This is a genomic window from Microbacterium lacticum, assembly GCF_006716815.1.
Taxonomy (GTDB): domain Bacteria; phylum Actinomycetota; class Actinomycetes; order Actinomycetales; family Microbacteriaceae; genus Microbacterium; species Microbacterium lacticum.
In genome coordinates this window covers 257,127-269,603 of the sequence record NZ_VFPS01000002.1, presented here as the reverse complement: position 1 = coordinate 269,603, position 12,477 = coordinate 257,127, and the positions used below count along the sequence as shown (strand labels likewise).

Annotated in this window: 11 protein-coding genes and 1 tRNA gene; 6 read left to right on the top strand and 6 right to left on the bottom strand. The window is 69.9% G+C overall.

All coding sequences use genetic code 11. From position 1 onward, the window contains the following. Positions 1-5: 5 nt before the first annotated feature. Positions 6-347, bottom strand: coding sequence for a hypothetical protein (locus FHX68_RS07025; RefSeq protein ID WP_141380135.1), 342 nt, complete (start codon positions 345-347; stop codon positions 6-8). 102 nt (positions 348-449) lie between these two features. Between FHX68_RS07025 and FHX68_RS07020 the strand changes: the two genes are divergently transcribed. The 4 genes from FHX68_RS07020 to FHX68_RS07005 all read left to right on the top strand — a co-directional run bounded on the left by FHX68_RS07020 (position 450) and on the right by FHX68_RS07005 (position 5,034). Next, positions 450-1,748, top strand: coding sequence for an aspartate kinase (locus FHX68_RS07020; RefSeq protein ID WP_141380134.1), 1,299 nt, complete (start codon positions 450-452; stop codon positions 1,746-1,748). A gap of 43 nt (positions 1,749-1,791) precedes the next feature. Beyond that, complete coding sequence (locus tag FHX68_RS07015; protein ID WP_141380133.1) at positions 1,792-2,862, top strand: aspartate-semialdehyde dehydrogenase; 1,071 nt, start codon at positions 1,792-1,794, stop codon at positions 2,860-2,862. A gap of 104 nt (positions 2,863-2,966) precedes the next feature. After that, entirely contained in the window at positions 2,967-4,424 is a 1,458-nt protein-coding gene (mqo, locus tag FHX68_RS07010) for a malate dehydrogenase (quinone) (RefSeq protein WP_141380132.1), read from the top strand. Between the two features lie 7 nt (positions 4,425-4,431). After that, positions 4,432-5,034 (top strand): thymidine kinase, encoded by a 603-nt coding sequence (locus FHX68_RS07005; protein WP_141380131.1) that lies wholly within the window; start codon positions 4,432-4,434, stop codon positions 5,032-5,034. On the opposite strand, the gene FHX68_RS15825 is transcribed toward FHX68_RS07005, so the two are convergent. Then, the gene (locus tag FHX68_RS15825; protein ID WP_244926838.1) at positions 5,027-5,419 is read right to left on the bottom strand and encodes a DUF1295 domain-containing protein; all 393 of its coding nucleotides are present in this window, start codon (positions 5,417-5,419) and stop codon (positions 5,027-5,029) included. The genes FHX68_RS07005 and FHX68_RS15825 overlap by 8 nt on opposite strands. A 363-nt stretch (positions 5,420-5,782) precedes the next feature. Here FHX68_RS15825 and FHX68_RS06995 point away from each other — a divergent pair, with 363 nt between their 5' ends. Further along, positions 5,783-6,502 (top strand): FadR/GntR family transcriptional regulator, encoded by a 720-nt coding sequence (locus tag FHX68_RS06995; protein ID WP_141380130.1) that lies wholly within the window; start codon positions 5,783-5,785, stop codon positions 6,500-6,502. 38 nt (positions 6,503-6,540) lie between these two features. Continuing rightward, positions 6,541-7,833, top strand: coding sequence for an alpha-hydroxy acid oxidase (locus FHX68_RS06990; protein WP_141380129.1), 1,293 nt, complete (start codon positions 6,541-6,543; stop codon positions 7,831-7,833). A gap of 58 nt (positions 7,834-7,891) precedes the next feature. Here the strand turns inward: FHX68_RS06990 and FHX68_RS06985 are convergent, their stop codons facing one another. The 4 genes from FHX68_RS06985 to FHX68_RS06970 all read right to left on the bottom strand — a co-directional run bounded on the left by FHX68_RS06985 (position 7,892) and on the right by FHX68_RS06970 (position 12,389). After that, the gene (locus FHX68_RS06985) at positions 7,892-8,656 is read right to left on the bottom strand and encodes an HAD-IIB family hydrolase (RefSeq protein WP_141380128.1); all 765 of its coding nucleotides are present in this window, start codon (positions 8,654-8,656) and stop codon (positions 7,892-7,894) included. A gap of 72 nt (positions 8,657-8,728) precedes the next feature. After that, positions 8,729-8,802, bottom strand: a tRNA-Pro gene (locus tag FHX68_RS06980). 48 nt (positions 8,803-8,850) lie between these two features. Further along, positions 8,851-9,807, bottom strand: coding sequence for a metallophosphoesterase (locus FHX68_RS06975; protein WP_141380127.1), 957 nt, complete (start codon positions 9,805-9,807; stop codon positions 8,851-8,853). Continuing rightward, positions 9,804-12,389, bottom strand: a complete 2,586-nt coding sequence (locus tag FHX68_RS06970; RefSeq protein ID WP_141380126.1) for a transglycosylase domain-containing protein — start codon at positions 12,387-12,389, stop codon at positions 9,804-9,806. The genes FHX68_RS06975 and FHX68_RS06970 overlap by 4 nt, the downstream gene beginning before the upstream one ends. Positions 12,390-12,477 lie beyond the last annotated feature (88 nt).

Below are 12,477 nucleotides of genomic sequence, written 5' to 3'. Positions count from 1 at the left end.
CGATGCTAGGCGACGCCGCTGAACGCGCCTCTCAGCGTGGATGAGCGCAGCACTTCGACGAGCACGACCCACGAGACGAACAGCGCCGCGACGATCGCGGCGATCGCGCCGGCGGCGAGCCAGACGAGCCCGCTCGGGTCGGCGAAAAGCAGCAGGACGCCGCCGACCGCATAGAGCGCCGGCGCGAGGAAGGTCACGACCGACATGCCCGCCCGCAAGCGGTTCTCCGGGTGACGGTTCTGGTAGATCCGCACGGTGGCGTCGACGGAGAACCCGGCCGTGACGAGGCTCCCGACCACCACGACGACGCCGTACGCGAGCGCGGACAGGCCGGGGATGAGGCCCACGGCGGGGGTGCGCGCTGTCGTCTGTCGTATGGCAGGGCGGGCATCGGCCGATCTCTACAATGGGGGCATCCATCCCCTCGAGTGACGCCGGGAGTTCCACACGTGGCGCTGATCGTCCAGAAGTACGGCGGTTCGTCCGTCGCCGACGCCGAGAGCATCAAACGCGTCGCCAAGCGCATCGTCGACACCCGCCGTGCGGGCCATGACGTCGTCGTCGCGGTGAGCGCGATGGGAGACACGACCGACGAGCTGCTCGACCTCGCCCACCAGGTCGCGCCCATCTCGGCGCCGCGCGAGCTCGACATGCTGCTGAGCTCGGGGGAGCGCATCTCGATGGCGCTGCTGGCGATGGCCATCCATTCGATGGGCTTCGAGGCGCGCTCGTTCACCGGCAGCCAGGCGGGCATGATCACGGATGCCACGCACGGCGCGGCGCGCATCGTCGACGTCACCCCGGTGCGGCTGCGCGAAGCCCTCGACGAGGGCGCGATCGTGATCGTCGCCGGCTTCCAGGGCTTCAACCGCGACACGCGCGACGTCACGACCCTCGGTCGCGGCGGCTCCGACACGACCGCGGTGGCCCTCGCCGCCGCGCTCGACGCCGACGTCTGCGAAATCTACAGCGACGTCGACGGCATCTACACCGCCGACCCGCGGGTCGTGCCCAAGGCGCGCAAGCTCGACGTCGTCACCTCCGAGGAGATGCTCGAGCTCGCCGCCAATGGGGCGAAGGTGCTCTACATCCGCGCCGTCGAGTACGCGCGCCGGCACGGCGTGATGATCAACGCCCGCTCCACCTTCAGCTCCAGCCAGGGCACGTTCGTGCTCGGCGCCGGAATGTCCATCCCCGCCGCCGTGGCGGCCACGCTAGAGGAGTCCGCCATGGAAGAGCCCATCGTCGCCGGTGTCGCCACCGACCTCGGCCAGGCCAAGGTCACCGTCGTCGGCGTGCCCGACGTGCCCGGCAAGGCCGCCGAGATCTTCACCGTCGTCGCCAAGAGCGGCGCCAACGTCGACATGATCGTGCAGAACGTGTCGGCGGCGGCGACCGGACGCACCGACATCTCCTTCACCGTGCCGAAGGCGGATGCCGCGCTGGCGCTGCGCGCGCTCGCCGCCGAGCAGGCCGGCATCGGGTTCGAGAGCCTCGTGCACGACGACCAGATCGGCAAGCTCTCCGTCGTCGGCGCCGGCATGCGCACCCACTCGGGCGTCTCGGCGACCCTCTTCGAGGCGTTGTCGACGACGGGCGTGAACATCGAGATGATCTCGACCTCCGAGATCCGCATCTCGGTGGTCGTGCGCGGCGACGAGCTGGCCGAGGCGGCCCGCGTAGTGCACACCGCGTTCGGTCTCGACGGCGACATCGACGCCGTCGTCCACGCCGGCACCGGCCGCTGACGAGGCTAGAATCGCCGAAACCCTTCTCACGCTAGGACCCGCCATGACCCGCATCTCCGATTCAGGACTCTCCGTCGCCGTCGTCGGCGCCACCGGCCAGGTCGGCACGGTCATGCGTGAGATCCTCGCGGAGCGCGCGTTCCCGATCCGCGAGCTGCGCCTGTTCGCCACGGCCCGCTCGGCCGGCACGGCGGTCGAGTACGGCGGCCAGACGGTCATCATCGAGGACGTCGCGACCGCCGACCCGGCCGGCATCGACATCGCCCTGTTCTCGGCCGGTGCGACCGGATCGCGCGCTCACGCCCCGCGCTTCGCCGAGGCCGGCGCCGTCGTCATCGACAACTCGAGCGCCTGGCGGATGGACCCCGAGGTGCCCCTCGTCGTCAGCGAGGTCAACCCGCACGCGGCGCTCAACCCGCCCAAGGGCATCATCGCGAACCCCAACTGCACCACGATGGCCGCGATGCCCGTGCTGAAGCCCCTGCACGAGGCCGCGGGCCTCGAGCGCCTCATCGTCAGCACCTACCAGGCCGTGTCGGGCTCCGGCCTCGCGGGAGCCGAGGAGCTCCTCGGCCAGGTCGAGGGCGTGCTCGCGCAGGGCCACACGCTCGACCTCGTCCACGACGGGTCGTCGGTCGACTTCCCCCAGCCGGAGAAGTACATCGCCCCGATCGCCTTCGACGTGATCCCGTTCGCCGGCAACCTCGTCGACGACGGCGACAACGAGACCGACGAGGAGAAGAAGCTCCGGGGCGAGAGCCGCAAGATCCTCGAACTGCCGGGCCTGCGCGTCGCGGGCACGTGCGTGCGGGTTCCGGTGTTCACCGGGCACTCGCTGTCGATCCACGCCGAGTTCGCCGAGGACATCACGCCCGACCGTGCGCGCGAGATCCTGGCATCCGCCCCCGGCGTCGTCCTCGAAGAGGTACCCACGCCGCTCCAGGCCGCCGGCGCCGACCCGAGCTTCGTGGGGCGCATCCGCGCCGACCAGTCGGCTCCCGAGGGCAAGGGCCTCGTGCTCTTCATCAGCAACGACAACCTCCGCAAGGGGGCGGCGCTGAACGCCGTGCAGATCGCCGAGCTCGTCGCCGCGCGCCTGGGCGCCATCGCCTGATCGCACGCCCGCAGTTCACGCGCGGGTAAGAACCGGCATCCTTGACTGCCGGGGATGCCGCGACCGGACGGCGCGTCCGAGAACGCGGCCTAGACTGGGACATCGTGAGTGAACCCGTCGACGTCGTCCTGATCGGCGGTGGCATCATGAGTGCCACCCTCGGAACCCTGCTCCACCGGCTGCAGCCGGAGTGGAAGATCGTCGTGCTCGAGCGACTGAGCGAGGTGGCCGAGGAGTCGTCCAACGCGTGGAACAACGCCGGCACCGGTCACGCGGCGCTGTGCGAGCTCAACTACATGCCCCCGGCCGCCGACGGCTCGGTCGACCCCGCCAAGGCGATCTCGATCAACGAGCAGTTCCAGCAGAGCCGCGAGCTGTGGTCGACGCTCATCGGCGAGGGCGTGCTCGACGAGCCCTCGACCTTCATCAACGCGACGCCGCACATGACGTTCGTGACGGGCGAGAAGGACGTCGCGTACCTCAAGCGCCGCTACGAGGCGCTGAAGGGACAGCCGCTGTTCGCCGGCATCGAGTACTCCGAGGACTCGCGCGTCATCAACCAGTGGGCGCCCCTCCTCATGCAGCGCCGTCGCAAGGGCGAGCCGTTCGCGGCGACCCGCGTGCCGGCCGGCACCGACGTCGACTTCGGCGCGCTCACCCGCCAGCTCCTCGGCAGCCTCGAGAGCGACGGCGTCGAGGTGCGCACGAACATCGAGGCGCGAAAGCTGCGGAAGCAGAAGGACGGCACCTGGCGGGTGTCGTATCGGCACGCGCTCGGCCGCACGCCCGGCACCCTCGACGCGCGGTTCGTCTTCGTCGGCGCCGGCGGCTGGGCGATCAAGCTGCTGCAGTCCTCCGGCATCGACGAGATCAAGGGCTACGGCGTCTTCCCGATCGGCGGGCAGTGGCTGATGACCTCGAACCCCGTCCTCGTCTCGCAGCACAAGGCCAAGGTGTACTCGCAGGCGGCCGTCGGCGCGCCGCCGATGTCGGTGCCGCACCTCGACACGCGCGTCGTCGACGGCGAGACGTCGCTGCTGTTCGGCCCGTTCGCGACGTTCACCCCCAAGTTCCTCAAGCGCGGCCACTGGTGGGACCTCATCACCCAGGTGCGCTTCTCGAACCTCTTCAGCATGCTGAAGGTCGCCGTCACGAACCTCGACCTCGTGAAGTACCTCGTCACCGAGCTCGCCAAGACCCACAAGGGCAAGGTCGAGAGCCTCCGCGCCTTCATGCCGACGGCGAAGGACGAGGACTGGACGCTCCTGAACGCCGGTCAGCGCGCCCAGGTGATGGTCGGTGGCGAGCTGAAGTTCGGCACCGAGGTGATCAGCGCGGCCGACGGGTCGATCGCGGGTCTGCTGGGCGCGTCGCCCGGCGCCTCGACGGCGCCCTCGATCATGCTGGGGCTGCTGAAGCGATGCTTCCCCGATCGCATCGCCGAGTGGGAGCCGCAGCTGCGCGCCCTCATCCCGAGCTACGGCGAGCAGCTGAACCCGCAGCCGGCGCTCGCCGACGAGGTGCTGACGGCCACGGCATCCGCTCTGCAGATCAACCGCTGAGACCCGCATGGCGAAGCTCTACTTCCGCTACGGGGCGATGAACTCGGGCAAGTCGACGGCGCTCCTGCAGGCGGCGTTCAACTACGAGGAGCGCGGCCAGCACGTGCTGCTTGCCAAACCCGAGATCGATACGAAGGGCGCGGGGCACATCTCCAGCCGCCTCGGCGTCGAGCGTCCCGTCGACTTCCTCATCGGCCGGGGCGACGACGTGCGCGCCCTCGTCGCGGCGCATGGCGCGCGCTACATCGGTGCGGTGGCGTGTCTGCTGATCGACGAGGCGCAGTTCCTCTCGCCTGAGCAGGTCGACGACCTGCTGCGGCTCGTCGTCGAAGACGGCATCCCGGTGCTCGCCTACGGCATCCGCACCGACTTCCGCACGCGCGCCTTCCCGGGGTCGGCGCGCCTCATGGAGGTCTCGCACAGCCTCGAAGAGCTGAAGACGATCTGCCGCTGCGGCCGCAAGGCGCTCTTCAACGCGCGCCTCGTGGGCGGGCGGTTCGTCTTCGACGGCGATCAGGTCGCGATCGACGACCTCGACCACGACCAGGTCACGTACGAGTCGCTGTGCGCGCAGGACTACCTGCTCGCCTCCGGCGGCCGGCTCAGCTGACGCGCCGGCGGGGGAGCGGGACGAGCATCGACGTCGTGCGCCGGTACTCGGCGTAGGCGGGGTGCTTCGCCGCCGAGATCGACTCGGTGAACACCGTCGAGCCGAGGAAGAGCAGGGTGAGCAGCACGGCGCCGATGATGCCGGGGTTGATCACGCCGCCCCAGAAGCCGAGTCCGTCGCCGACCGCGGCGCTCGCGCCGAGCGCGTAGAACGCCCACCACTGCCCCTGCTCGAAGAAGAAGTTCGGATGCCTGCTGGTCGCGAACAGGCCCGTCGTGAGGAAACCCTCCGCCTCGCCGCGGGCCTTGCGCTGGTGGAAATCCCACTGCTGCTGGTCGGCGACGGTCTCGCCCACGAGGAACGCGACGAAAAGCACCGCGAACACCGCGTCCCACACGCCGAACGGCGACAGGCGGTCACGAGGAGGGCCATCACGACCAGCCGCGTGGCATCCGCTCCGTCGGTGAGCCCGGCGATCGCGAAGATCCAGACGTAGATCACCGGCACGATCGACCAGAGCCGGTCGACCCAGGACGTGTCCTCGGTGACCAGTGAGGCGATCCAGCAGAAGACGGCCGCGACAGCGGCGACGATGATCACGACGAGGAGGGGGTGCATGAGCACAGCGTAGAATGACGTATCGTTTCAACCGACGCTTGGCGGCCTGACCACAGTGCGCTAACGTGGTCAGGCCGACTCTCCGGCCCGTTCCGCGACACATCCGGGCCCCTCCGCTCGAAAGGCGACGATGACCGATTCCCCTCCCGCCCGCGCGTGGCGTGTCGTGCTCGACCGGATCGAAGGCGATCTGCTCGAGGGCACGCTCGGCCCCGGCGACCGGCTGCCGCCCGAGCGAGAGCTCGCGACGACCCTCGGCGTCGGCCGATCGAGCGTGCGCGAGGCGCTCCGCGTGCTCGAGGTGATGGGGCTCATCCGCACCGCCACGGGCTCGGGCCCCACGGCGGGCGCCGCCGTCGCCGCGACCCCCCAAGGCGGTCTCGCGCAGCTGCTGCGGCTGCAGGTCGCCGCGCAGGGCTTCCCGATCCCCGACGTCTACGAGACGCGGCTGCTGCTCGAGGAGTGGGCCGTCGCCCACCTCGCCGGGGTCGACAGCCCCGACCTCGCCGATGCGCACACGGCGCTCGAGGCGATGGATGCCGACGGACTCTCCGTCGACGACTTCCTCGCGCTCGACGCGCAGTTCCACGTGCGGTTGACCGAGGCATCCGGCAATCTCGTCGTCTCGGCCACCATGGCGGGCCTGCGCGACACGATCGAGAGCTACATCCGCGAGGGAGCGGCGCGCATCCCCGACTGGGCGGCCACCGGCGAGCGACTGCGCCACGAGCACGCCGAGATCCTGCGCGCGATCGACGCGGGCGACGCCGAGACCGCACAGCGCGTCGTCCGCGCGCACATCACCGGCTACTACGCCGACGCGGGCCTGCCCGACCCCTCCGACGCCTGACCGCCCCGCCCGACACGACACCGAGAGAAGACGCCACGATGGTTCAGCGCCAATTGCCGAAGATCCCCGAGCTGCTCGAGCTCATGCAGTTCAAGAAGCCCGAGTGGGATGCCACGAAGCGGCGCCTCGATTCCGCGCTGACGATCTCCGACCTGCGCACCATCGCGAAGCGGCGGACACCCAAGGCCGCCTTCGACTACACCGACGGCGCGGCGGAGGGCGAGATTTCGCTCCGTCGTGCCCGTCAGGCGTTCAAAGACATCGAGTTCCACCCCGACATCCTGCGCCCCGCCGCGTCGGTGGACACCTCGGTCGAGATCCTCGGCGGCCCGTCGGCGCTGCCCTTCGGGATCGCGCCCACCGGGTTCACCCGGCTGATGCAGACCGAGGGCGAGATCGCCGGTGCGGGCGCCGCAGGTGCCGCAGGCATCCCGTTCACCCTGTCGACCCTCGGCACGACGTCGATCGAGAACGTGCGGGCCGCGAACCCGCACGGGCGCAACTGGTTCCAGCTCTACGTGATGCGCGACCGCGAGATCTCCTACGGACTCGTGAAGCGCGCGGCGGCCGCCGGGTTCGACACGCTCATGTTCACGGTCGACACGCCCGTCGCCGGCGCCCGGCTGCGCGACAAGCGCAACGGCTTCTCGATCCCGCCGCAGCTGACGCTCGGCACGATCGTCAACGCCATCCCGCGACCGTGGTGGTGGGTCGACTTCCTCACGACCCCCAAGCTCGAGTTCGCCTCGCTGACGACGACCGGCGGCACGGTGGGCGAGCTGCTCGACGCCGCGATGGACCCGACGATCAGTTACGAGGACCTCGAGGTGATCCGCGGGATGTGGCCCGGCAAGCTCGTCGTCAAGGGCGTGCAGAACGTCGAGGACTCCAAGCGCCTCATCGACCGCGGCGTCGACGGCATCATCCTCTCCAACCACGGCGGGCGTCAGCTCGACCGCGCCCCGATCCCGTTCCGGCTGCTGCCCGAGGTGGTGCGCGAGGTCGGCAAGGATGCCACGGTGATGGTCGACACCGGCATCATGCACGGCGCCGACATCGTCGCCTCGATGGCTCTCGGCGCGAAGTTCACGCTGATCGGTCGCGCCTACCTCTACGGCCTGATGGCCGGTGGTCGCCGCGGCGTCGATCGGACGATCGAGATCCTGCGCAGCGAGATCGAGCGCACCATGAAGCTCCTCGGCGTCTCGACGATCGCCGAGCTCGAGCCGCGCCACGTCACCCAGCTGCAGCGGCTGACGCCGGTGCCCGGTGTCGGCGCCGCGGCATCCTCCCGCGCGGGGCGCTCTGCGCCGGAGCGCGTCAAGGCCTGACGCGCGGGGGCGCCGGGCCGGCGGTCTGCGCCGGTCCCGGTGGGCGCGGGCGCGCCGGTCAGCGCGGGGGGAGCGTCGGAAGGAGCTTCTCAAGGAACTCGGCGGTGTCGGGCCATCCCTCGACGGCCTGGCATTCGACGCCCATCGCGAGCACGGGGTAGTCGTTGCCCGCCTCGTCGAGACGGTCGCCGACGAACAGCATGTCGTCGAGGGCGATGCCGGTCTGGTCGGAGAGCTGCCGCATGCCGTACGCCTTGTCGATGCCGCGCTCGGTGATGTCGACCGAGGTCGACCCGCCCGAACGCACCTCGAGGTCGGGCACGCGTGCGGCGACCGCGTCGCGCAGGGCGCTCTTCTTCTCGCCGGTCGGGTCCCACGCCATCTTCGCGTCGACGGGCGCGGTCTGACCGAGCGCCGAGAACGTGATCTGCGAGCCGCGGTCCTCGAGGATCGCCCCCCACGTCTGCGCCTCCCAGAGGCCGAGGCGCCGCGCCTCCTCCTCGACGGCGGCGAGCGCACGGGCCTTCTGGTCGTCGCTGAGCGTCCGCGCGTAGACCGTCTCGATCCCTGCGGGCGTCAGCCGGTAGTACTGGGTGCCGCACGTGGGCATGAGGTGGAGGCGCGACAGGACGTCGTCGGATGCCTCGGGCAGCCGGTCGACGACCTGCGCGGTGAACTGGCCGAGCTGCCCGCCGGAGATGATCGCCACCTCGACCCGCTCGGCCAGCGCGATCAGCAGCTCGCCGATGCGCGGGTCGATTGCGCTCTTGGACGGCGCGAGGGTGTCGTCGAGGTCGAAGGCGACCAGGCGGGGGGCGGTCATCGGTGCTCCGTTTCGAGGGGCTCGTGCGACGAAGGGCTCCGCCGGTGAATCTCCGGTGGAGCCCTTCTGCTGTCGGGGTGACAGGATTTGAACCTGCGGCCTCTTCGTCCCGAACGAAGCGCGCTACCAAGCTGCGCCACACCCCGTGGCAACCCTCCGAGTCTACAGGGTTCCGGGCCTCTCGCCGAATCGGCTCACGAGATCGCCCGGATCGTGAGCACGGTCGCCTCGGGGCGGCACGCGAACCGCACCGGCGCGTAGATCGAATGCCCGAGCCCGGCCGACACGTTCAGCGGCACGGTGCGTCCGTCGTGCGTCCAGGTGCTGAGTCCGCGCGCCTGATCGCGGGGGATGTCGCAGTTGGCGACGAGCGCCGAGCGGGAGAACGGGATGCGCACCTGGCCGCCGTGCGTGTGACCGCCGAAGATCACGTCGGCACCGAGGTCGGTGAACGCGTCGAGCACCCGCCGATACGGCGCGTGCGTCACGCCGATGGTGAGCGCGGCCGGTTCGAGCCGGCGCCGCCACCACGGACCCCGCCGGATCGCGGCGAGGGCGCCGGGCAGCACACCGAGCTCGTCCCAGTCGCGGTGCGCGTCGCTCACGCCGAACGCGTCCAGTCGCAGTCCGCGGGTCTCGATCACCGCCGCCGCGTTGTCCAGGTCGGTCCAGCCGAGGTCGCTCTGGAAATAGGCATCCATCGCCGCGGTGTCGAGTAAGGCGCCCCGGTGGGGCCGACGGGACGGCCCCTGGAAGTAGCGCAGCGGATTGCGCGGCGACGGGCCGGTGACGTCGTTCGAGCCGTGCACGTACGCGCCGGGCACACCCCGCAGCGGCGCGAATGCGGTGCGGATGCCACGGAGCCCGTCTTCGTGCCCGAGGTTGTCGCCGGTGTTGATGACGAGGTCGGGCTGCACCTGCTCGGCGAGATCGGCGATCCACGCCTGCTTGCGGTGCTGCCAGGGGGCCATGTGCGCATCGGAGAGGTGCAGCACGGTCAGCGAGGGGGAGCCCGGCGGCAGGAGGGCGAGGTCGTGCCGGCGCACGGTGAACAGGTACCGCTCGATGCACGTGCCCCAGACGGCGGCCGAGAGGCCCACCGCCCCCGCGGCCGAGACGGCGGCGAGGGCGGTGCGAGAGCCTGGGGTCACGGGCGTCCGCCGCAGTTCTTCGCCTTGAACTCGACGGTGATCTGCGTGTTGCGGTTGACGACGGTGCCGGCGGCCGGGTTCGTCCCCGTGACGATGCGATCGTTGTCCCCGGAGACGGTGCTGTCGGCGGTGCACTGGGTGCTCGTGCTGCCGAAGCCGGCGCCGCGCAGCGCCGCGACCGCCTGGTCGGGGGTGCCGCTGACGGCGGGCACGGTGACGCCCTCGCCGTTGCTCGGCCGGATCGTGATCGTCGTACCCGACGCGACCCTGCCGGCACCCGGGCCCTGCTGCACGATCGTGCCGGCCGATTCGACACCGTCGACCGCATCGCCGACGGTCACCGAGAATCCGGCGGCTTGCAGCGCCTGGGTGGCCTGGTCGACGGTCATGCCGAGGACCGACGGCAGGTCGGCGAGCTGACGCTTCGTGAGCGCCGAGTCGGGGCCGGGGAAGGCGTCGCCGCCGTACTTCGCGTTCGCCGCGCCCTGCATCTCCGGCCAGATCGAGTTGCGGATGCGGGAGAGGACGTAGCCGTTCTCGTAGTAGTCGCTGAGAAGCGCGTCGCCCTGGACGTTGCCGACCCAGACGACGGTCGCGACCTTGGTCGACGAGCCGTCCATCCAGGTGTGCAGGTATTCGTGGATACCCGTCTTGCCGAACACCGGCACGCCGTCGCCGATCCGGGCGCCCGAGCCGGTGCCCCTCATCACGCCCTCGAGCGTGTAGGCGGCGGTCGAGGCGACGGCCTCCGTCATGACACGGTTGCAGGCGGTCTGCGGCGTGATGTCCACGCCCTCGGCGTTGATCGCCTTGTCGATCGCCTTCGCCGGGCACAGCATGCCGTTCGCGGCGATGGAGGCGTAAGCGCCCGCCATGTCGATCGGGGCGACCGGCTGGTCGCCGAGCACGTTGTAGCCGAAGTTCGTCGTGTCGAGCGGAGTGCCGTCGCCGGTCATGACGCCGAGCTTCATCGCGACCTGGTTGGTCGAGCACACGGAGATCTTCTCGGCCATCGCGAGGAACCCGGAGTTGAGCGAGTCGCGCGTGAAGTTGTAGACGGTGCCGACGTAGCCCGGGTTGGCCTCGAAGTTGCCGATGCCGTTGCCGCTGTTGCTGGAGACGACGTTCTGCGTCTGCCCGTCGCAGTTGATGACCTTCTTCGTGCCGACGCGGCCGTTGAGGGTCTCGTTGACGGAGTGCCCCTGTTCGAGCCAGTTGACCAGGCTGAACACCTTGTACGTCGATCCGGCGGAGTGGCCACCGCCGCCGCCGTTGATCGACCGCACGTTGTAGTTTACCTGCGTCGTCGGCGAGTTCGGGTCCTCGGAGTTCTCGATCGAGTACGGACGGTTCTGCACCATCGAGAGGATGCGGCCGGTGCCGACCTCGACCTGCACGCCGGAGGCACCGAGGTTCATGTAGTCGACGTGAGCCGGCACGATCGAGATCGCGTTGAGACCCGACTGCTGGAGGTCGGGGTCGAGCGTCGTGTAGATCTTCATCCCGCCGCGGCGGAGATTCGCGGCGCGCGCGTCGTCGTCCTCGCCGAAGGCGGGGTCGGTGAGCAGCACCGATCGCACGTACTCGCAGAAGAACTCCGCGCCCGCGGCCGTCTGGCAGCCCTGCGTGCGCTCGGTGACCTGCGGGGTGATGGGAGACGCGTAGGCCTCGTCGTACTCGGCCTGCGAGATCTTGCCGAGATCGAGCATGCGGTCGAGCACGTAGTTGCGTCGATCGAGAGTCAGCTTGTAGCCGTCGGCGGCACTGTTGACCGGGTTGCCGGCGCTGTCCTGCGTCGACCCGTCGGGCTCGTCGATGCGATACGTGTTCGGGGCCTGCACCATGCCCGCGATCGTCGCGGCCTGGGCGATGGTCAGGTTCGCCGCATCGGTGGAGAAGTAGTGCTGCGCGGCGGCGCCGATGCCGTAGACCGTGCCGCCGAAGTTCGTGATGTTGAGGTAGCCGAGAAGGATCTCATCCTTGGAATAGCGCTTCTCGAGCTGGATCGCGTAGCGCATCTCCTGCAGCTTGCGCTGGTACCCCTCGGAGCCGCTGTTGACGGTCGTCGCCGTGAAGCACGCCTCGACCTCGTCGCTGCTCTTCGCCTTCGACTCGCAGTTCTGCTGCAGCACGTTCTTCACGTACTGCTGGGTGATCGACGAGCCACCGCGGTTCGAGCCGCTCGAGGCGTTGCCGAGGAGGGCGCTGATCGTGCCGCCGAGGTCGACGCCGCCGTGCGTGTAGAAGTTCTTGTCCTCACTGGAGGTGATCGCATCGAACATGACCGGGTTCACCTGATCGAAGGTCACCGGGATGCGGTTCTGGTCGTAGAACTGCGCCATCAGCATGTCGTTGCCGGCGCTGTCCTTGCGGTAGAACTCGGTCGGGAGCATCAGCGGGTCGATCTCGAGGAAGCTCGGCATGTTCTCGAAGGTGTCGAGCGCGCTCGAGGCCGCGTAACCCGAGACGGCGATCGCCGGGGTCACCGTCGCGGTCACCAGAACGCCGGCGACGGCGCTCAGACCGACGAGGCCGGCGAGGCCACCGAGCATACCGCTGGCCGTCCGATTGAGATGAGGCATAGGCTTGATCGTAGGGGACAACCCTGGGCGAACCCTCGAAGGGCGCGGGTTCGCGGGGCCTCAGCGCCCGACTCTTCCGGTCCGCGAT

Bases quoted from the DNA above. Each gene is read 5' to 3' on its own strand.
- FHX68_RS07015 (WP_141380133.1), top strand. From the start codon at position 1,792: ATGACCCGCATCTCCGATTCAGGACTCTCCGTCGCCGTCGTCGGCGCC.
- FHX68_RS07005 (WP_141380131.1), top strand. From the start codon at position 4,432: ATGGCGAAGCTCTACTTCCGCTACGGGGCGATGAACTCGGGCAAGTCG.
- FHX68_RS06995 (WP_141380130.1), top strand. From the start codon at position 5,783: ATGACCGATTCCCCTCCCGCCCGCGCGTGGCGTGTCGTGCTCGACCGG.
- FHX68_RS06990 (WP_141380129.1), top strand. From the start codon at position 6,541: ATGGTTCAGCGCCAATTGCCGAAGATCCCCGAGCTGCTCGAGCTCATG.
- FHX68_RS06985 (WP_141380128.1), bottom strand. From the start codon at position 8,656: ATGACCGCCCCCCGCCTGGTCGCCTTCGACCTCGACGACACCCTCGCG.
- FHX68_RS06970 (WP_141380126.1), bottom strand. From the start codon at position 12,389: ATGCCTCATCTCAATCGGACGGCCAGCGGTATGCTCGGTGGCCTCGCC.